Source organism: Roseateles aquatilis (assembly GCF_002205645.1).
GTDB lineage: Bacteria > Pseudomonadota > Gammaproteobacteria > Burkholderiales > Burkholderiaceae_C > Roseateles > Roseateles aquatilis.
Genome location: NZ_NIOF01000015.1, coordinates 106,145 through 124,051 on the forward strand (window position 1 = coordinate 106,145; position 17,907 = coordinate 124,051).

General features: G+C 64.3%; 13 protein-coding genes and 1 pseudogene. 7 read left to right on the top strand and 7 right to left on the bottom strand.

Features of this window, described 5'->3' with window-relative positions:
- Positions 1–29: 29 nt before the first annotated feature.
- From CDN99_RS23895 to CDN99_RS29780, 6 genes and pseudogenes are all read left to right on the top strand, one after another.
- A complete protein-coding gene (locus tag CDN99_RS23895) occupies positions 30–1,148 on the top strand; it encodes an efflux RND transporter periplasmic adaptor subunit (RefSeq protein ID WP_088387503.1) in 1,119 nt (372 codons plus the stop codon).
- Entirely contained in the window at positions 1,145–4,273 is a 3,129-nt protein-coding gene (locus CDN99_RS23900; protein ID WP_088387505.1) for an efflux RND transporter permease subunit, read from the top strand. Before CDN99_RS23895 ends, CDN99_RS23900 begins: the two co-directional genes overlap by 4 nt.
- A gap of 114 nt (positions 4,274–4,387) precedes the next feature.
- Positions 4,388–5,194, top strand: a complete 807-nt coding sequence (locus CDN99_RS23905) for an oxidoreductase (protein ID WP_088387507.1) — start codon at positions 4,388–4,390, stop codon at positions 5,192–5,194.
- Positions 5,195–5,269: 75 nt separating this feature from the next.
- Positions 5,270–5,419: a hypothetical protein gene (locus CDN99_RS28785; RefSeq protein WP_158218946.1), complete on the top strand. Its 150-nt coding sequence runs from the start codon at positions 5,270–5,272 to the stop codon at positions 5,417–5,419.
- Positions 5,420–5,483: 64 nt separating this feature from the next.
- Positions 5,484–6,836, top strand: a complete 1,353-nt coding sequence (locus CDN99_RS23910; protein WP_088387509.1) for a porin — start codon at positions 5,484–5,486, stop codon at positions 6,834–6,836.
- A 956-nt stretch (positions 6,837–7,792) separates the two neighbouring features.
- Positions 7,793–7,918: pseudogene (locus tag CDN99_RS29780) on the top strand (hypothetical protein); the annotation flags it as partial.
- Between the two features lie 84 nt (positions 7,919–8,002).
- Here CDN99_RS29780 and CDN99_RS23920 read toward each other — a convergent pair.
- From CDN99_RS23920 to CDN99_RS23950, 7 genes are all read right to left on the bottom strand, one after another.
- Positions 8,003–8,458, bottom strand: coding sequence for a YybH family protein (locus CDN99_RS23920; protein ID WP_158218947.1), 456 nt, complete (start codon positions 8,456–8,458; stop codon positions 8,003–8,005).
- A 380-nt stretch (positions 8,459–8,838) separates the two neighbouring features.
- Positions 8,839–10,185: a patatin-like phospholipase family protein gene (locus CDN99_RS23925; RefSeq protein ID WP_238139684.1), complete on the bottom strand. Its 1,347-nt coding sequence runs from the start codon at positions 10,183–10,185 to the stop codon at positions 8,839–8,841.
- A gap of 111 nt (positions 10,186–10,296) precedes the next feature.
- Positions 10,297–10,629 carry an SMR family transporter gene (locus CDN99_RS23930; protein ID WP_088387517.1) on the bottom strand — a complete coding sequence of 111 codons (333 nt, stop codon included), beginning with the start codon at positions 10,627–10,629 and terminating at the stop codon, positions 10,297–10,299.
- Between the two features lie 92 nt (positions 10,630–10,721).
- Positions 10,722–11,405 carry a DUF3313 family protein gene (locus CDN99_RS23935; RefSeq protein WP_158218948.1) on the bottom strand — a complete coding sequence of 228 codons (684 nt, stop codon included), beginning with the start codon at positions 11,403–11,405 and terminating at the stop codon, positions 10,722–10,724.
- 62 nt (positions 11,406–11,467) lie between these two features.
- The gene (locus CDN99_RS23940) at positions 11,468–14,650 is read right to left on the bottom strand and encodes an efflux RND transporter permease subunit (RefSeq protein WP_088387521.1); all 3,183 of its coding nucleotides are present in this window, start codon (positions 14,648–14,650) and stop codon (positions 11,468–11,470) included.
- Positions 14,647–15,759, bottom strand: coding sequence for an efflux RND transporter periplasmic adaptor subunit (locus CDN99_RS23945; RefSeq protein WP_088387523.1), 1,113 nt, complete (start codon positions 15,757–15,759; stop codon positions 14,647–14,649). The genes CDN99_RS23940 and CDN99_RS23945 overlap by 4 nt, the downstream gene beginning before the upstream one ends.
- Positions 15,760–15,777: 18 nt before the next feature.
- Positions 15,778–16,374 (bottom strand): TetR/AcrR family transcriptional regulator, encoded by a 597-nt coding sequence (locus CDN99_RS23950; RefSeq protein WP_088387525.1) that lies wholly within the window; start codon positions 16,372–16,374, stop codon positions 15,778–15,780.
- A 96-nt stretch (positions 16,375–16,470) separates the two neighbouring features.
- Between CDN99_RS23950 and CDN99_RS23955 the strand changes: the two genes are divergently transcribed.
- Entirely contained in the window at positions 16,471–17,799 is a 1,329-nt protein-coding gene (locus tag CDN99_RS23955) for an efflux transporter outer membrane subunit (RefSeq protein WP_088387527.1), read from the top strand.
- The last annotated feature ends 108 nt before the right edge of the window (positions 17,800–17,907 follow it).

Below are 17,907 nucleotides of genomic sequence, written 5' to 3' on the forward strand. Positions count from 1 at the left end.
GGTCCTGATTAGTCATCAAAGGGACCTTCATGCGCCGGCGTCGCCTCGCTCTCTCTGCAGTCTTCTGCGTATTGCCGCTGGCCTTGGTCGCCTGTGGCGAATCAACGGCCATCCCGGATGCGCGTACCCAGCTGCCGCTGGTGCGTACCGCATCCGTCCAAGACGCCTCGGGCTCATCGCGATCTTTCACGGGAATCGTGGCGGCTCGGGTCCAGAGCGACTTGGGCTTCCGGGTGCCGGGCAAGGTGCTGGAGCGGCTGGTCGACGCTGGCCAGACCGTGAAACGCGGTCAGCTCCTGATGCGTATCGACCCCGAGGACCTGAAGCTGGCGGCCGAGGCCCAGCACAATGCGGTCGCGGCAGCCAAGGCTCGCGCTCAGCAGACTGCTGACGACGAACTCCGGTATCGCGATCTTCGCGGCACCGGCGCCATCTCGGTTGCGACCTACGACCAAGCCAAGGCAGCGGCCGATGCGGCCAAGGCGCAGCTCAGCGCCGCCGAAGCCCAAGCCAGCGTCGCGCGCAACGCAAGTCGCTACGCTGAGCTGGTCGCCGACGCTGACGGCGTCGTCACAGAAACGCTGGCCGAGCCCGGCCAGGTGGTGGGTGCTGGTCAACCGGTGGTGCGTCTGGCCCATGCGGGACTTCGTGAGGCAGTTGTCCAACTCCCCGAGACGCTGCGACCGGCGATCGGCTCCAAAGCCGAAGCGCGGCTGTTCGGCAGTGAAGGCGCCGCCAGCCCCGTCAAGCTGCGCCAACTCTCAAGCGCGGCCGACCGGCTCACCCGCACGTTCGAAGCGCGCTACGTGCTGGACGGCCCGCTGGGCGATGCCCCGCTGGGCGCCACGGTCACGGTGGGCATGATGACCGAGGCATCGAATGGCCAGACCGCCCTGCAGGTGCCGATCGGCGCGCTGTTTGACGCCGGCAAGGGCCCCGGGCTATGGGTCGTCAGCGGTTCGCCGACGAAGGTCAGTTGGCGGCCGGTTGCCGTCAAGCGCGTCGACGATGACCGCGCTCAGATCGCGGGCGACATCAAGCGCGGCGATGTGGTTGTCGCGCTCGGCGCGCACCTGCTGCGCGATGGTGTCCAGGTTCGCGTGATGGACCAGACCGCGGCCGCGGTGAAGACTGGGAGCCACCCGTGAGCGAGGGCCGCTTCAACCTGTCGGCGCTCGCGGTTCGCGAGCGCGCCATTACTGTCTTTCTGCTGCTACTGGTCTCCGCGGCAGGGGTGTTGTCGTTCTTCAAACTCGGCCGCGCCGAAGATCCTGCCTTCACGATCAAGGTGATGACGATCGTCACTGCCTGGCCGGGCGCCACCGCGCAAGAGATGCAGGACCAGGTCGCCGAGAAGCTCGAGAAGCGCATGCAGGAGTTGCGCTGGTACGACCGTACCGAGACCTTCACCCGACCGGGCCTCGCCTTCACGACACTGACGCTGCTGGACAAGACGCCGCCCGCGGAGGTCCAGGAGGAGTTCTACCAAGCTCGCAAGAAGGTGGGCGATGAGGTGAGGAACCTCCCTCCTGGCGTAGTTGGTCCGTTCGTCAACGACGAGTACTCGGATGTCACTTTTGCCCTGTACGCGCTGAAGGCCAAGGGCGAGCCGCAGCGCGCTCTCGTGCGTGACGCGGAGAAGCTGCGCCAGCGCCTGCTGCACGTGCCGGGCGTCAAGAAGGTCAACATCGTCGGCGAGCAATCCGAACGCATCTTTGTCGAGTTCTCCCACGAGCGCATCGCTACCCTGGGGCTCAGCCCGCAGGACGTGTTCGCCGCCTTGAATGGCCAGAACGCACTGACGCCTGCCGGCTCCGTCGAGACGCACGGCCCCGAAGTCTTTATTCGCGTCGACGGCGCGTTCGACGACTTGCAGAAGATTCGCGATACCCCGGTGGTCGCCCAGGGCCGCACGCTGAAGTTGTCGGATATCGCCACCGTCAAGCGCGGCTATGAAGACCCCGCGAGCTTCCTGATCCGCAGCGGCGGCGAGCCAGCACTGCTGCTCGGCATCGTCATGCGCGACGGCTGGAACGGCCTGGACCTCGGCAGGGCGCTCGACGGTGAGATGCAAAGCATCAACGCCGAACTGCCCACCGGCATCAGTCTCACCAAGGTCACCGACCAGGCCGTGAACATCAGTTCGGCCGTGGACGAGTTCATGGTGAAGTTCGTCGTCGCCTTGCTGGTGGTGATGGTGGTGTGCTTCGTCAGCATGGGCTGGCGCGTTGGCGTGGTGGTGGCTGCCGCGGTGCCCCTGACGCTGGCGGCTGTCTTCGTTGTCATGCTGGCGACGGGCAAGAACTTCGACCGGATCACGTTGGGATCGTTGATCCTGGCACTAGGCCTGCTGGTTGACGACGCCATCATCGCCATCGAAATGATGGTGGTGAAGATGGAGGAGGGCTACAGCCGCCTGGCCGCCTCGGCCTACGCCTGGAGCCACACCGCGGCGCCCATGCTGTCCGGGACGCTCGTGACGGCCGTCGGATTCATGCCCAACGGCTTCGCGCGCTCCACCGCTGGTGAATACACCAGCAACATGTTCTGGATCGTCGGCATCGCGCTGATCGCATCTTGGTTGGTCGCGGTGTTCTTCACGCCATACCTGGGCGTTAAGCTGCTCCCGAACTTCAAGACCGTCGAGGGCGGGCACGAGGCGCTGTACGACACGCCGCGCTACAACCGCTTCCGCAAGACCCTGGGCCGCGTCATCGCGCGCAAATGGCTGGTCGCCGGCTCGGTCGTCGGGTTGTTCGTGCTGTCCGTGGTCGGAATGTCCGTGGTGAAGAAGCAGTTCTTCCCCATCTCGGATCGGCCTGAAGTGCTGGTCGAGGTGCAGATGCCCTACGGCACGTCCATCAGCCAAACCAGCGCAACGGCATCCAAGGTCGAGGCCTGGCTGTCCAAGCAGGCCGAGGCCAAGATAGTGACAGCCTACGTTGGGCAGGGCGCGCCACGCTTTTACTTCTCAATGGCGCCCGAGCTGCCCGATCCGTCGTTCGCCAAGATCGTCGTGCGCACGGACAACCAGAATGAGCGCGAGGCACTGAAGTTGCGTCTGAGACAGGCCATCGCCGATGGCTTGGCCCCTGAGGCTCGCCTGCGCGTCACCCAGCTGGTGTTCGGTCCCTACTCGCCGTTCCCGGTGGCCTACCGGGTGACCGGTCCCGATCCCGAGGTGCTGCGCAAGGTCGCGATGGACGTGCAGCACGTGATGGACCTCAGTCCCATGATGCGCACAGTCAACACGGACTGGGGCACGCGCACGCCGACGCTGCACTTCACACTGCAGCAGGAGCGCCTGCAGGCCGTGGGCCTGAGCTCGAGCTCGGTCGCTCAGCAGCTGCAGTTCCTGCTCAGCGGCGTGCCGGTCACCACAGTTCGCGAGGACATCCGAACGGTCCAGGTGGTCGCGCGTTCCGCCGGCAACGTGCGCCTCGATCCGGCCCGAATCGGTGACTTCACGCTGGCAGGTGCCAACGGTCAGCGCATCCCGCTGTCCCAGGTTGGCGTCGTCGATGTTCGCATGGAAGAACCCGTCATGCGCCGCCGCGACCGGATGCCCACGATCACGGTCCGTGGCGACATCGCTGAAGACTTGCAGCCGCCGGATGTGTCAACGGCCATCACGCAGCAGCTCAAGCCCATCGTGGACAAGCTGCCGGCTGGCTACAAGATCGAGGAGGCCGGCTCCATCGAGGAATCAGGCAAGGCGATGGTCGCGATGCTGCCGATCTTCCCGATCATGCTGGCGGCCACGCTGCTGATCCTCGTGCTGCAAGTCCGCTCGCTGGCTGCGATGGTGATGGTCTTCCTAACCAGCCCACTAGGTCTGATCGGCGTGGTGCCGACGCTGCTCGTGTTCCACCAGCCCTTCGGCATCAACGCGCTGGTCGGCCTGATCGCGCTGTCGGGCATCTTGATGCGCAACACGCTCATCCTGATCGGTCAGATCCACCACAACGAGCAGGCCGGGTTGTCGCCCTTCCATGCGGTGGTCGAAGCGACCGTGCAGCGCGCCCGACCGGTGATCCTGACCGCGCTGGCAGCGATCCTGGCCTTCATCCCACTCACCCACTCGGTGTTCTGGGGGACGCTGGCCTACACGCTGATCGGTGGCACCTTGGCCGGCACCGTCCTGACGCTCGTCTTCCTGCCGGCGATGTATTCGATCTGGTTCCGCATCCGACCCGGCGGAGACAAGGTGGTGAACGGCGCTCCGTTGGCAAGCCACGCCCCGGCTGGCGACTCCTCGAGTCACGTTACCTGACCAAGCCGCCGCGAGACCGACCCGCGGCCCTCCCAACCACAAGGCGTCACGCGTGCGCAGGTACGCGTGGAGGCCGAGCTTCGCCCTGCCTCAGCTCGCTAACCAGAGATTTCCATGACCAGTCAACCTGTCGTCCTGATCACAGGCGTTTCATCCGGAATCGGACTCGCCACGGCCAAGAAGTTCGTCGCGAGAGGTAGTCGCGTCTTCGGTACGGTGCGCGACCTGGACAAGGCCGCGCCGATCACTGGCGTCGAGCTGGTTGAGATGGATGTGCGCGATGACGCCTCCGTGCTGGTCGGCGCGCTGAAGGTGATCAGCCGTGGGGGGCATGTCGACGTCCTGGTCAACAACGCCGGCGTCAACCTGCTGGGGTCGGTGGAGGAGACCACGCCTAAAGAGGTGGCCACCTTGTTCGACACCAACCTGCTCGGTGTTCTCCGCGTGACGCAGGCGGTCCTGCCGCACATGCGCGAGAAGCGGCAAGGTCGGATCATCAACATCAGCTCGGTGGTGGGCTTCCTTCCGGCCCCGTACATGGGGCTGTACGCGGCATCCAAACACGCCGTCGAGGGCATGTCGGAATCGCTGGACCACGAACTCCGCCAGTTCGGCGTCCGGGTGACTCTGGTCCAGCCCACCTACACCAGGACAAACCTTGAGGCGAACACGCATCGGGCAGCGACGCTGATCGACGCTTACGACCGCGAACGCAGCTTGGTCACGCGGGCTGTTTCGGCCAGCCTCAACGGTGGCGATGACCCCGAGAAGGTCGCCGCGACCGTCGTCGCTGCGGCCTTCGGCACCTGGCAGATGCGCCGTCCGGTTCCCGGCCAGGCCGGCCTGCTGAGCAAGCTGCGGCGCTTCATGCCGGCCGGCCCCGTCGCCACGAGCCTGCGCAAGCAATTCGGGCTGGACTGAGATCAGGCCAGCACGCCCCATCGGCAACTCACTGCCGTACGACGCCCCACCGGGCAAACCTTGAAGGAGCTACCCATGAAGACTTACCTCCGCGTTTCTCTCCTGGCAGTGCTCGCTGCTCTTACCGGCGGCTGCGCAGCACCGGGAGACAAGAAAGCCTGCGATCCGCCCAACGTCCAGCGTGAGCTCGGCTACACCCCGCCGGGCTGCGAGCTGAACCCCTGAGCCCGAACGCGGCCAGCGCCACGCGTTGGCCCGTCATTCAAACCAGAACATTCCGGGGACAAGCATGAGGATTCGAACTCGAGTCGGCCTTGCGGCCGCTCTTTCCGTTGGCGCTGGCGCGGCCAGCGCGCAGACCACCCTAAAGCTATACGGGAACATCGACACCGCGATCGACACGACGCACAAGACGACGGGCAGCGTCGGCACACCCACGGGTGCGTCCACTGCGTTGATCTTTCCGCCGGGGAGCGCCGGGACCAAGACCCGCGTGACGCAGAGCCTCTCGCGCACCAACACTGTGGGCTTCAAGGGACGCGAGGACCTGGGCAGCGGCTACGCCGCTGGCTTCGTGCTTGAGTCGCAGCCCGGCAGCGACGACGGCACGTTGTCGCAGGATGGCCGTTTCTTCGGCAAACAAGCCATGGTCTACCTGACGACGCCCGGCGGTGAGGTTCGCCTGGGTCGCCAGTACGCGCCGATCTTCATCTCCTTCGCCGCGGGCACTCCGGATGGCCTCGCTGGCACCGATCTTTTCACCGCCGGCCTTGTCACGAACACGCTGCAAGTCAGGCAGGACAACCAGATCAGCTATTGGGCCCGCGTCGGTGGGTTTGCCGCCGCAGTTTCCTACAGCCCCAACGCGGGTGTCTCGCGCATCGTGAGCCCGGCGCGCGGCAGCGCCGTGACCACCTCCACCGGATCGATGCTTGGCGGTGCCACTTCAGGCGTCGAAGCATCGGGCTCCGAGTCCGGCGGCAAGCGCGGGCGTTCCGGTGGCCTGTTCCTTGGCTATACCGCACCGACGTTCAGCGTGAGCGCAGGCTTGCACTACAACGAGTTCGATGTGCCGGTGTTGTCGCAGGGAGGCTCGATCTTCGAACTGGATCGTTACTGGGGCGTCGCGCTGTCGGGGAAGTACATGCTGTCGGTCGACGGCGCGTCGTTGCACGCCATGTACCACGCCGGCCGCTACTTCGATGGCGACGTGCTCAACCTGCCTGGCCAAGCGCCGCTCAACCTGCCTGGTGCCGGTAGCTTCGATCCAAAGATCCAGACCTTCGTCGTCGGCGCGCGTGTGCCGGTCGGCAACTTCGTCTGGATCGCCGAGGCCGGCGAGAGTCGCTTCACGAACTTCACGCGCGGCAAGAACCTTGGCGTCTCGCTGGGCGTGGACTACCAGCTATCAAAGCGGACGGTGATCTATTCGCGCTTGGCCGTGGCAGAAGACCGGCAAGGCAACGTGTTGCCCATCGTGGGCGTGACGCCCACGGGCGCGCGGCCGATCAACGTATCAGGTGGCCCCGACGCGATCCTCGCCGCGCTGGGGCTGCGCGAGACGCCCGCCTTCAACGGCGTCGGCATCTCACCGGGCGGTAGGTCCAGCATCCTTGCGCTTGGCATCCGGCACAGCTTCTGAGATGACTCTGAATCGCCTCAACGCACCCAAGATGGGTGCGTTGAGGTACTGGCCTGCCCCCAATCCGCCGCACCACTCATTGCGAGGGAGTTCTTGGGGCTCAAGGGTATCGCCAATGCGGCGGTTGAAGGTGAACCTGCATCGGCAGCCTGCTGCCGATGCACGCATGCGAAGCACCTGGGTGGAAGGCGGCCGATGCTCGAATGTGGCCACACCTCGCTGCAGTCCTGCGTCCAGGCCTGGATCACGACTCGGCTTGCGCCAGCGTCTCGAACCTGCATCTCAGCAAGACCGGCGCTTTCTCCAACCGCCCGGAACTGAGTTGTCTCCTGATTGAGGCTATCCAGCAGCGTCGCCAGTGTGAAGCTCCCCCATGGCAGAGCAGGTCGTCAATGTCTCCGCGCATGAGTTGAAGATGGCTTGGCAGTGAGCACGGTCTCACTGAGCGTGTGTTCGGCAACTGTTCCCGGCAACAGCCGAAGGTAGGAGATTGCAAGCACGGGCAACGGCGCGTATGCTGCGCTGCAACATCAGTTTTCTTGACCGGTTGTCTCCTCCACCGCCCATGGGTGGATTGACCCCCGAAGGTTCTCCCGTCGGGGGTCTTTTCTTGGTCGACGACGTTTTCGACCTGCTGGAAGCAGGCGGGTGGGAAAGTCAGTTTGACGATCTTGCTTCCACGCCGTCAAACCTTGTGCCTTGAGCGAATCTCAATCCTGGTCAATGAACCATGCCCGATGGCTGGCGTTGCCCGCGCTGTGGTCATGACGCTCGCGTGGCAGGCCCATGGCATGTTTAAGTGCCAGGCCGCCAGCATCAGTCGTCGTTGACGGCCGGCACGTTGATGGCCGACACCAAGCTGGCAATGAGTAAGCGTCCTGGCAAGTCATGTTGATCCACTGAGCCACGCCTAGGATTTTCGTGTCCATTGACGATCAAATGGATGCGTACGCACTATGGACAAAGCAGCAGTAGGCCGCCGACGGCGAGTTCACGGCGCCGATTTCAAGGCTCAGGCCGTGCAAGCCCAGCAGCAGCCGAGCTTTTCCTTGGCCGTTGTCGCGAAAGCTCACGGCATCAACGCCAACCTGCTGCGGCGTTGGATTCACCAGGGGGCTCAGTCGCCTGCCGACGCTGCGGCGGTCCGCGGTCTAGCCCACCTTGCGCTACTTCGCCGGCATTGCCGTTGCACCAGGCTTGGACAACTGGCCAGCCTTAATGCGCCATCCGTCCGGCGTTTTCACGACCGCGAGCAGCAGCACGTTGGGAGGTTCCATGCGCTTGCCGTCCTGACCTAGAAAGCCTGCCTTGAACAGCACCGCCGCGGCGCTGTCGGAGAGGGGCGACACCACTACGTCGCTCGAGGCCATGGTGGTGCGACCCGCCCAGATGGCATGGGCCTGCTTCAAGTCAGCCACGATTTGCGCGCGGCCCGACAAGCGACTCTCAACGACCGGCACCCACCAAGCGTCTTCGGTAAAGAGGCCCTCGAAGTTCTGCGCGTCGTGTGAGTTCCAGGCGTCGACGAACGCCTGCGCCGTCAGTTCTGGCGTAGGCGGTGCCGCTCGCGCGACGAGGGTGCACGTCACCAGGAGGGCCGAGAGGCCCATGGATCGAATCATTACTTGCTCCGTTGGGACGATAGGAAAGGTGCAACTGGTCTTGCCCTGCATATCTGACGAAGAACTCGCTGAATAACTGGCCGCGGTACCCTCGATGGAATTCCACCACTTCTGCTGAGTCGTGGCCGGGTCCTCTTGCGGATCCAGCCGGGCCGTGCGCGTCCGGGCAGCCCGACTATCGGCCCGTTGCGAGTGGCGCGGGCAACAGCCTCTCCGGACGCTTTAGCGTCCCGACAACCGGGTTGCCGCTTGCGACTTGGGCTCACTGGAGGCGGACCTGAAGGCTGCGCGCCAGTGGCATCTTAGCGAGCCCCACAGCGGCTAACAGGCCTAATCACGACTCGCCGCAAGTTCGCCGCCGGTCTTACCGTCCTCGATGTTCAGGGGTGGTCCACTTGCCGCGCGAGGGATCGCTGCACCCGGAGGAACTCCGGTGAGCGGCGCAAGGCCTCGGCGCCGGCGTCCTGGAGTTGTCGAACGTCCGCCGCCTCGATGGTGAAAGCGGTTGGCACTCGCAGCAGGCTGTGCCGAATCTTGTCGTCCGGCACATCATTGAGGCTGACGCTGATCACGTGCATCTCGGCGTCGCCAGAAAACGGGCTGCCGGCGCGACCACGGGTGCGGGCCAGCTCTTCGCTCCACCGCCGCAAGTCGTCGTTCAGCATCGCCAGGGTCACCTGTGTCTCGCGCGAGCCCGCCCCGAAGATCAGGGACTCCATCACCTGGATCGTGGTCGGAATGCGATCGCTGCTGTCGATGCGCTCCGCAAGTCCCCGCTCCGAGTTCACGGTGATCAAGACCAGGCGACGGATCGACCCCTCCGGTGCGTCCGCGAAGTTGGACGTCATGGACCCGCCAACAATCAGCCGGTCCAGCATGAGGCGAACGCCCAAGTTATCCGTCACCCCGCCGTCGACCAGATGAATGAACGGGCGTTCCTTGGCGTTGCGGTAACCCTCGGCACTGCGGCGCAGTAGTCGCGCTCGATAGTCTTCGTCGACGGCATCTTGCTTATTTGACGATGTCGGACTGGCGCATTCGTCAGCGTAGTTGCGCACGGTGATGGGCGACAGCAGCAGCGGCACCGCCGAAGATGCCGCGACCGCAAACGACAGGGGCGTCTTTGAAAGATCCGAGCAGATCAGGTCAAACTGTTCTGGCGTGAAGTCGAAAGGGGCGCCGGTGGTGAGATCGGTCGCGGTGATCATCAGGTCCGGCGCACCTGGCCGTCGCCGCACGTCCGCGAAGGTGCGTCCGCCGTAGAGCTCATCGAGCCGCTGTGCGAGCACCTGGGTCCTCCCATACCAAGGCGAGCTCATCCGGTACAGCCGCGTCGGCCAAAGCGCCTCACGAATCAGACGGCTTTCGAAGGGCACCATCAGGAAATCCGGCTCAAAGCGGCTCAGCGTGTCGTCGCCGAACGCGGCGAAATGCGCCGCCAGGATGCTACCGCCCGACACGCCGCTCACGAGCACCACGTGATCGAGCAGCGTGGTTTGTCGACCGTCCAGCTCGAACTGCGTGGCCTTGAGTTCCCTCAGCACACCCAGCCCAAACGCTGCCGCCCGTGCCCCGCCACCGGACAGAGTTACGGCCACCATGACTGGGCGCGGCGGCTGCGCCTCACGAGAAGCCTTTGACGCGGCTCCGCTGGCCGGCAGAGCCTGATTCACCCATGGCCGGTAGCTTGAACAACCAGCCAAGCACACGGTCAGCAGTGCGACCATCCATTTTCGCGCGTCAAGCACCACAGTCGCTCCCACAGTTCATGCTTGCTTCCCGCAGCATTGGGCACGTCATGACGGTGCCGAACCTCATGATGCTACCGAGGCGTTCGTTCAGTGTGTCGTGCTGTCGGAAAAAACGTTGAGCACGACCACACCGGCAACGATCATCGCCATCCCGACGATCGCAGCAGCGTCAAGTCGTTGCTTGAAAACGATCCACGCCACGACGGCCGTGAGCACGATGCCGACACCAGACCAGAGCGCGTAGACGACTCCCACCGGCAAGACCTTCAAGGTCAAGGACAAGAGATAGAACGATCCGGCGTACCCCGCCACGGTAGCCAGGCTCGGCCACAGGTTGGTGAACCCGTCGGAGGCTTTGAGAAAGGATGTCGCGACGACTTCGAGGACGATCGCAGCGCCGAGGTACAGGTAGATGTTCATGGGTACTTCCGTTCGATGGGTAAGGCTGAGCGGTGTGACCTTCGCGATGAGGTGCTGTTTGCCGGAGGCGAGGCACCTGCATCACGTGGACCCTACTGCTTTTTTGTGCTGCTCAACGGGGTCAGAAATGCGCTGGCGTCCGTGGCAAATCGCGTGGCGAGCGCGCGAGCATGAGCACTTCGGTTGAAATTGCCGAGGAAGTCTTTGGCCACGCCGCCAGAGTCGGCCCACAGCATCAGCGCCAACTGCTTGCCGGACGCGGCGTCAACGGCTTCCAGTTCCGCGGCGAGCGCGCCATTGCGAAGCGGCCCCACCAGCGCGGTGGTGAGCACGTTGAGGGCCGGAGACGCTTCCGTGATACGAGTGATCCGAACGCGAAGCACGACCGTGGGACGGCCCGCTGACTGTTCACTCGCGCGATCGCTCAAGCTGAACGTCTGACGCACCTCCTTGTCCAGGATGCTCTGCAGAACTTCCAGCACTTCCTTGGACGTGTCCGGAGACACTGACGAGGAGACGGCTTCGTCGATCTGGATCGGCTCGATGATCGCCCATCCATAGCGGCCGAGATCTGGCTGTTTGGGCGAGATCACCATGGACTGGTCGCCGCGCTTTTCCAGGCCTTGGTAGGAGACCGCATGGTTTGAACGGACGGGCGTGGTGGATGCGCATGCGGCGAGCAGCAGACCACACGTCAAAGCGAGCAGCGTCGTGCTGGCGTAGCGCACCAGATCCGTGGTCTGAGTGCGTCTCGAAGAGCGTTGAGTTTTGGTCATGGCGAGTCTTGCGGACTTGATCGTTCGCGTGAGGTTGCATCGTTTAGAAGTTGAAGGCGAAGTCATGCGTGTGTCGCTGAAGCGTCAGAGTCACTCGGCGATCGCCCGGTCGTCTTGCTGGCGATCCACTTCGAAAGCTTGCTGTCGAACAGCGCCTCGTACAGCGCCGGCACCATGCCGAGGGTGACGAGCGTGCCAAGCGCTAATCCGCCGATGATGGTGATGGCCATCCCCGACCAGAGGGGGCCGCCGAAGAGCAGTAATGGAACCAGGCCAGCGACGCAGGTCAGCTTCGTCATGACGATGGGACGCAGCCGCTGAACGGCGGCATTGATGACCGCCTCTCGCGAGTTGCGTCCCGCGTGCAGTTCCGCCTCGATGCGCTCCAGCAGGAGAACGGCGTTGTTGACGATGATCCCGGCCAACGAGAGCAGACCGAAGTTCGCCATGAAGCCCAGGGGCTCGCCGGCCAGCTTCAGCGCGGGAGCCACGCCGATCAGGGTGAACGGGATGATCGACAGGATCAGCAGTAGCTTGCGGAACGAGCCGAACTGCCAGATGAACAGGATGAGCATGGCGATGGCCGCATGAGGCAGGTATTCGCTCAACGCGGCGTTGGCTTCGGCGGCCTCTTCGATCTCCGCACCGAGCTGGATGGAATAGCCCGGCGCAAGCTTGAGTGCCGACACGAAGGGAGCCAGTCGATCCACCACCTGCTGAGCCGTTTCCGTCTCGCTTCGGCCCTCCACCGTGAGGGTGCGTGAGAGATCGCGACGCCGGACGACGGAGGGCTCGGAACCCAGCGACACGGCCGCGATCGCCGACAGGGGCACAGGGGCGGCGCCGGCGGGATAGATGAGCGTGTTGGCCACGTCCTCGGTGCGCTGACGTTGCATGGGGGTGCCACGGACGACCACGGGCACCAAGGTGTCACCGTCGCGCAGCATCGAGACATCGACGCCGGAGAATCGGGCGGCCAAGGAGGTGGCGACGTCCTCGCTCGTCACACCCAGCCGACGCGCTTTGGCTTGGTCAATTTGGACGTTGAGTCGGGGGATGCGGTTGTTCCAGTCGTCGCGCACTCCCACGACGCCGGGCACCTCGCGCAGTTCCTTCTTGATCTGCTCGCCCAGGCTCTTGAGCACGACTTCGTCGGGTCCGAAGATCCGATAGGCCACCGTGCCCGAATCGCTGGAACCCAAGGAGAACCGCTTGGCCTCCGCGCGCAGCTCAGGATAGTGCTGAGCCAAATGATCACGCGTGCGCGCAATCATCGTGTCCAGTTCCTTCTTCGACGTCACGCCGACCGTGAAGTAGCCGATGTGCGAAGCGGGCAGCGGCGGATTCAGACCCAGGATGATGCGAGGTCCGCCGTCGGCGACGTAGCCGATGCTGGTCGTGACCTCGGGGTTGATCTTCTTGTCCGACAGCCAACGGCTGATTTGCTGCACCTTCTCCAGCGTGATGCGCGAATCGCTGCCGGGCTGCAATTCGATCGAGACCTGGTACTGAGGGCGGTCGGACTTCGGAAGGAATCCCGCCGGCACGGTCGACAGCAGCGCGAGCGCCAGCGCGAGCAGCGCCGCCATGGTTCCGAAGAAGATCAGCTTGTGATTAAGCACCGCATGGATGACTCGACGGTAGGTCCGATAGAAGCGAGCCTCGGAGTTGACGCCGGTGCTGTCCTCGGTGCTGTGACCGGTGCTGTGACCGGTGATGTGACCGCCAGGCACCGCCGCGGATTTCGACGTGTGATGCGAAGCGTTGAGGAAGTAGAAGCACAGCAGAGGCGTCACTGTGAGACAGAGCAGCCACGAGCCCAGCAAGGCGATCGCGAGCACGACCACCAACGGACGGAGGTACTCGTTGATGGAGGTGTCGCCGAAGAAGAACGGCGAGAACGCGAAGATGATCACCAGCGACGAGGTGAGCAACGGAATGGCCAGGGTTTTGCCGGCCTGGATACAGGCCTCACGCCGCGCTTCGCCACTGGCCAGGCGGCGCTCGACGTCTTCGACGATGACGATGCCGTTGTCCACCAGCAGCCCAAGCGCGATGATGATGGCGGCCATCGAGACGCTGTGCAGTTCGATGTGCAGGAACTGCATCGAGATCAAGGTCCCCAGGATGGTCAGCGGCACGATGCTGCCGACAATGATCCCGGCGCGCCAGCCGAGGAAGAGCACCACGACCGTCATGACGATCACGATGGTCTCGCCCATCACCTGGTTCATCTTGCCCATCTCACGCTCCACCACGTCGGCCTGGAAGGTGACGTAGTCGAGCGTGAACCCAGCCGGCAGCAACTGTTGGAGTTCGCCCATGCGGGACTTCAGACTTTGGCCGAACGCCTTGATGTTCTGGCCAGCGCTCATCGAGACGCCGAGCACCACCGCCGGATCGCCCTTGTAGATGGCGGCGGAGTCGGGAGGATCGGCGGGCAGCACCTTGATTTGCGCGATGTCGCCCAGGCGCAGGGTGTTCTCGGATTGGCCGTTGCGGTCGGGCACGCTGAGCACGAACTCTCGCAGTGCTTCCAGCGAGCGAATCTCTCCCGAAGCGACCAATGCGCTGTTGAGGCCACTCATGACCATCTGGCCGCCAGAAAGCACCACGTTTTGCTGCTGCAGCTGTTGCAAGACGGCGGGGACGGCCAGACCCAAGCCGGCAAGGCGAGCCCGATCGAACTCGATGTAGACGCGCTCGTCCTGGAGGCCGTGAAAGCTCACGTTCTGCACACCGTGAAGCGCGTAGAGCCGATCGCGGACTCGCTTGAGCGGCTCGCGCATTTCACTCATGGTGAAGCCAGGCGCGGTGACCGCGATCGAGGCGACCGCCACGCGTCCGAAGTCGTCGTTGACGATGGGAGGCAAAGTGCCGGTGGGGAATTGCGGCGACGCCTCCGTGACCTTGGCGCGGACCTTCTGCCAGATCGGCGCAAGATCGGAGTACCGCTCAAGGATCGTGACCTGCACGATGACGGAGCCGGTGCGCACGGTGCTCACCACGTGCTTGATCTCCGGCAATTCGCGCAACCGAGCTTCGAGTGGTCGGGCGACGAGTTGCTCCATCCGTTCAACCGGCAGCCCCGGGTTGTAGACGAAGATCATCGCGTCCCGAATGGTGGTGGACGGCTCTTCCTGGGACGGAAATCTCAGGAACGCAAGAACGCCAGCAACGAGCACCAGCACCGCGACGAAGAGCGTGAGTCGGCTTGAACCCAGTGCCGATTCGGTGAGCTTCATGGTTGGGCTCCGTGAAGCAGCGTCGTGGAGGCGTGCGCCACTGCCGCTTGCCCCTCGCTCAGAAAGGCCGCACCGGCAACCACCACATGGTCGCCAACCTTCAGTCCAGAGATCACGGGGATTCGCCCATCGGGCAGTAGACCCGCTCCAAGTTGAACCGATCGCTCGACAAGCTGCGACTGCTCCAGCACGAAGACCTTGCCCCGTCCCGGCGCTGCATCGAGCAGCAACGCCGCTGCGGGGACCGAGACCCCTCGGTTGGCAACACCAGGCAACTCGAGAGAAACCATCGCACCGCTGCGCAACGTCGGCGCGGCGCCGTCGATGCGGAATATGGCCTGCACCAGCGAGCCGCTGTCATTGCGGCTTGAGATCCGCTCCAGCTTCAGCGGCAATGCGGCGCCGACCTGCCCGGACTGCGAGACGGCCGCACGCGCGGACTGGCCGGGCGACATGCGGGCCGCCACTGCCTCGGGCAACATGGCCACCACTTCCAACGCCTGACCCGCTTCGATCTGGAAAACGGGTAATCCCGCGCTGATGTCGGAGTACGGCTGTACGTTGCGGGCGACGATCACGCCGTCAAACGGGGCCGTGATGCGGGACAGCGTGAGATCCCTTCGAGCGAGCGCCAATGCGGCTTCGGCCGCCTGGAGCTGACTGTGGGCGATGCGGTGTTGCGTCTGGGCCGATTCCAGCGTCACCGGCGAGACGATGCCGTCCTTGGCCAGCGACTCATTCTGTCGGAGTTGGGTCGCGCGCTCGGTCAAGGCGGCGGCTGCGGCAACGCGGTCCGCCTCCGCTTTCTCCAGGCGCCGCAGCGCCGGCGCTTCATCCAGTCTGGCAAGCACTTGGCCAGAGCGCACCCGGTCCCCGACATCCACCAGAATGGCGCTGATGCGGCCAGACGACTCGAACCCGAGCTCCGAGCGCTGGCGCGCTCGAACGGTGCCGATGAACGACTCGGTCAGCAGCGCGGTTCCGCTGCCGATGGCTTCCACCTTCACAGGACGAGGCGGTGCAGGTGCGGGCGTGGATGTGCGGGCACAGCCCGAAATCATTGCGGCCAGCAATGCGGCGGCCGCGACCGTGAAGGTCGAAGAGGACATGGAACTCCCGTAGCAGGGTTAGGGGATTTGTCGTGCCAGCGTATGAAGCGCGTGGCGCATGGCTTCTCGCTGAGGCTCGGGGAACTGATGGAAGTCCAACAGCTCAAGCATCGAGAGGCCATCCAATGCCGCGGCGATCACCAAAGCAATTCCGGACTGCGGCCCGGATTGGGAGAAATCGCCGTAGAGGCGGCCATACAGATCACGCACAGGCCCCAGCAGATGGGGATAGCTGGAAGCGGCCGCGAGCAAGCTGCTGATCAGCTGTCGCTCCTCGGTGGGCATATCGAAGGTGTCGTCGATCATGGCCCTGATCAAGTCGCCGGCCGTGTTCCCGGCCTGAGTCGCCTTCGTGCGACTGCGTCGATCCCACTCATCGATCAGGGACTGCACGACGGCCGCAAGCAGTTCGTCCTTGGTTTTGAAGTGGTAGATCAACCCACCTTTGGTGACGCCGGCCGCTGCCGCAACGCCTTCTATGGTGAGTTCGTGAACACCTTGCGACGCGACGATCGCCGATGCGACATCGATGAGGCGTTGCTTCGCACTGGTGCGCTGTGACGAGTTGGACATGGCATTGCTGACCGTTGAAACTGTACTGTACGTATAGTACATTTCTGGCGTGCAACATGTCAACGCAGAAAGCTCACCATGCGAGTCCTGACTCCCAGCGTCCTATCCCGTGCTGCGATCGCGGCACTGATTCCTGCGATGCTCGCGGGCTGTTCCACTTCTCCACGCGTCGCCCCGCCAGCCGTCTCCGTGCCAGCAGCGTGGAGCTTTGACGAGCGGAGCGCCTCTCAAGCGGCATCGATGTCTACCGACTCGTGGTGGCGCGACTTCGGCAACTCTGAACTGGACGGGCTGGTTGAAACCGCACTGCTTGCGAATCGTGATGTCCGTATAGCCGCGGCAAGGGTTGAACAGGCGCGTGCGTTCGTGAGCATCACCGACGCCGACCGGATGCCCCAACTTGGCTTGGAGGCTGGCGTGCGAGGCGGCCGTGACTCAGGCGCGGATCCGAAGGCCAAGGTTGCGCGGGCCGGCTTCCGTGCAAGCTGGGAGCTGGACCTCTTCGGAGACAAGCGGTTGGCGAGTCTTGCAGCGGAGAAGGATTTTGAAAGTGCCGAACTTGCCCGTCAGAGCGTGCGTGTAGCCGTCGTCGCCGAGCTGATGACGGCCTATTTCGATGCTCAGGCGCTGACGCAACGAGAGGCCGTGGCGCATGAAGCCGCAATTACCCTCGAACGCCAGACCGAGGTCGCTCAGAAGCGATTCCTTGCAGGACAGACCAGCAAGCTCGATGTGGACCGGCTGAAGGCGGAGCTCGAGCAGGAGCGTGCGAACGCGGCCCAATTGCGCGGAGCACGGGACGTCAGGTTGCGACAGATGGCTGTGTTGCTTGGCGCCGCTCAGCCGCCGTTGGGGTTGACCTTTCCTGCGATGGCCAGCGCCGCCCCGGGTCTGCCCGCGCTGATGCCCATTGACTTGCTGGAGCGCCGTCCCGACGTCCATGGGCCGGCTCGTGACGTTGAGGCTGCAGCCGCGCGTCTGGGTGTTGCCAAACGCGATCTGTATCCCCGCATTGCGCTTGACTGGTCTGGGAGCAGAGAGCGGCTGTCGGTCGGAGGGGCGAGTGCGTCGCCCACGAGTGTCGTCGGGTATGGCCTGGCGCTTTCGCTGCCCATCTTCGACGGGGGGCGCATCCGGGCCAACATCGAGGTCCACGAGGCCAAGGCCAAGGAGGCTATGCTCGTGTACGAGAAGGCAATCCTGAACGCGCTAGCGGATGCAGAAACGGCGGCGGCGCAGCTGGCGGCCGCGCGGTCGACTGTGGCAGCGCTTGAGAATGCACAAAAGGCTGGGGCCGACGCAGCAGCTCGAAGCGCTCGGCTTTTCGACTCAGGCTTGGTGGATCTGAACACCGTGCTCGATGCGCGGCGCGGTTATTTGAAGGCGCAGGACGGTCTGCTGCAAGGGCAAGGCGCTCTGCTGGTGGCCTCCGTTTCCGTGCGCCGTGCGTTCGCAGGGAGCGTTTGAGCGTCGGAACGGTCAGTCGCCGGGTGGCCGCTTCTTCCCGCGACGTGTCCACGGCGGGAAGCGGCAGCGGACGCGCATGAAACGGGGCCGGTGGCAGACGGGAAGCGT

Excerpts from the sequence above, each read along its gene's own strand:
- CDN99_RS23940 (WP_088387521.1), bottom strand. The coding sequence starts at position 14,650 with ATGAAGCTCACCGAATCGGCACTGGGTTCAAGCCGACTCACGCTCTTC.
- CDN99_RS23905 (WP_088387507.1), top strand. The coding sequence starts at position 4,388 with ATGACCAGTCAACCTGTCGTCCTGATCACAGGCGTTTCATCCGGAATC.
- CDN99_RS23930 (WP_088387517.1), bottom strand. The coding sequence starts at position 10,629 with ATGAACATCTACCTGTACCTCGGCGCTGCGATCGTCCTCGAAGTCGTC.
- CDN99_RS23920 (WP_158218947.1), bottom strand. The coding sequence starts at position 8,458 with ATGATTCGATCCATGGGCCTCTCGGCCCTCCTGGTGACGTGCACCCTC.
- CDN99_RS28785 (WP_158218946.1), top strand. The coding sequence starts at position 5,270 with ATGAAGACTTACCTCCGCGTTTCTCTCCTGGCAGTGCTCGCTGCTCTT.
- CDN99_RS23935 (WP_158218948.1), bottom strand. The coding sequence starts at position 11,405 with ATGACCAAAACTCAACGCTCTTCGAGACGCACTCAGACCACGGATCTG.
- CDN99_RS23910 (WP_088387509.1), top strand. The coding sequence starts at position 5,484 with ATGAGGATTCGAACTCGAGTCGGCCTTGCGGCCGCTCTTTCCGTTGGC.
- CDN99_RS23945 (WP_088387523.1), bottom strand. The coding sequence starts at position 15,759 with ATGTCCTCTTCGACCTTCACGGTCGCGGCCGCCGCATTGCTGGCCGCA.
- CDN99_RS23925 (WP_238139684.1), bottom strand. The coding sequence starts at position 10,185 with ATGGTCGCACTGCTGACCGTGTGCTTGGCTGGTTGTTCAAGCTACCGG.
- CDN99_RS23895 (WP_088387503.1), top strand. The coding sequence starts at position 30 with ATGCGCCGGCGTCGCCTCGCTCTCTCTGCAGTCTTCTGCGTATTGCCG.
- CDN99_RS23950 (WP_088387525.1), bottom strand. The coding sequence starts at position 16,374 with ATGTACTATACGTACAGTACAGTTTCAACGGTCAGCAATGCCATGTCC.
- CDN99_RS23955 (WP_088387527.1), top strand. The coding sequence starts at position 16,471 with ATGCTCGCGGGCTGTTCCACTTCTCCACGCGTCGCCCCGCCAGCCGTC.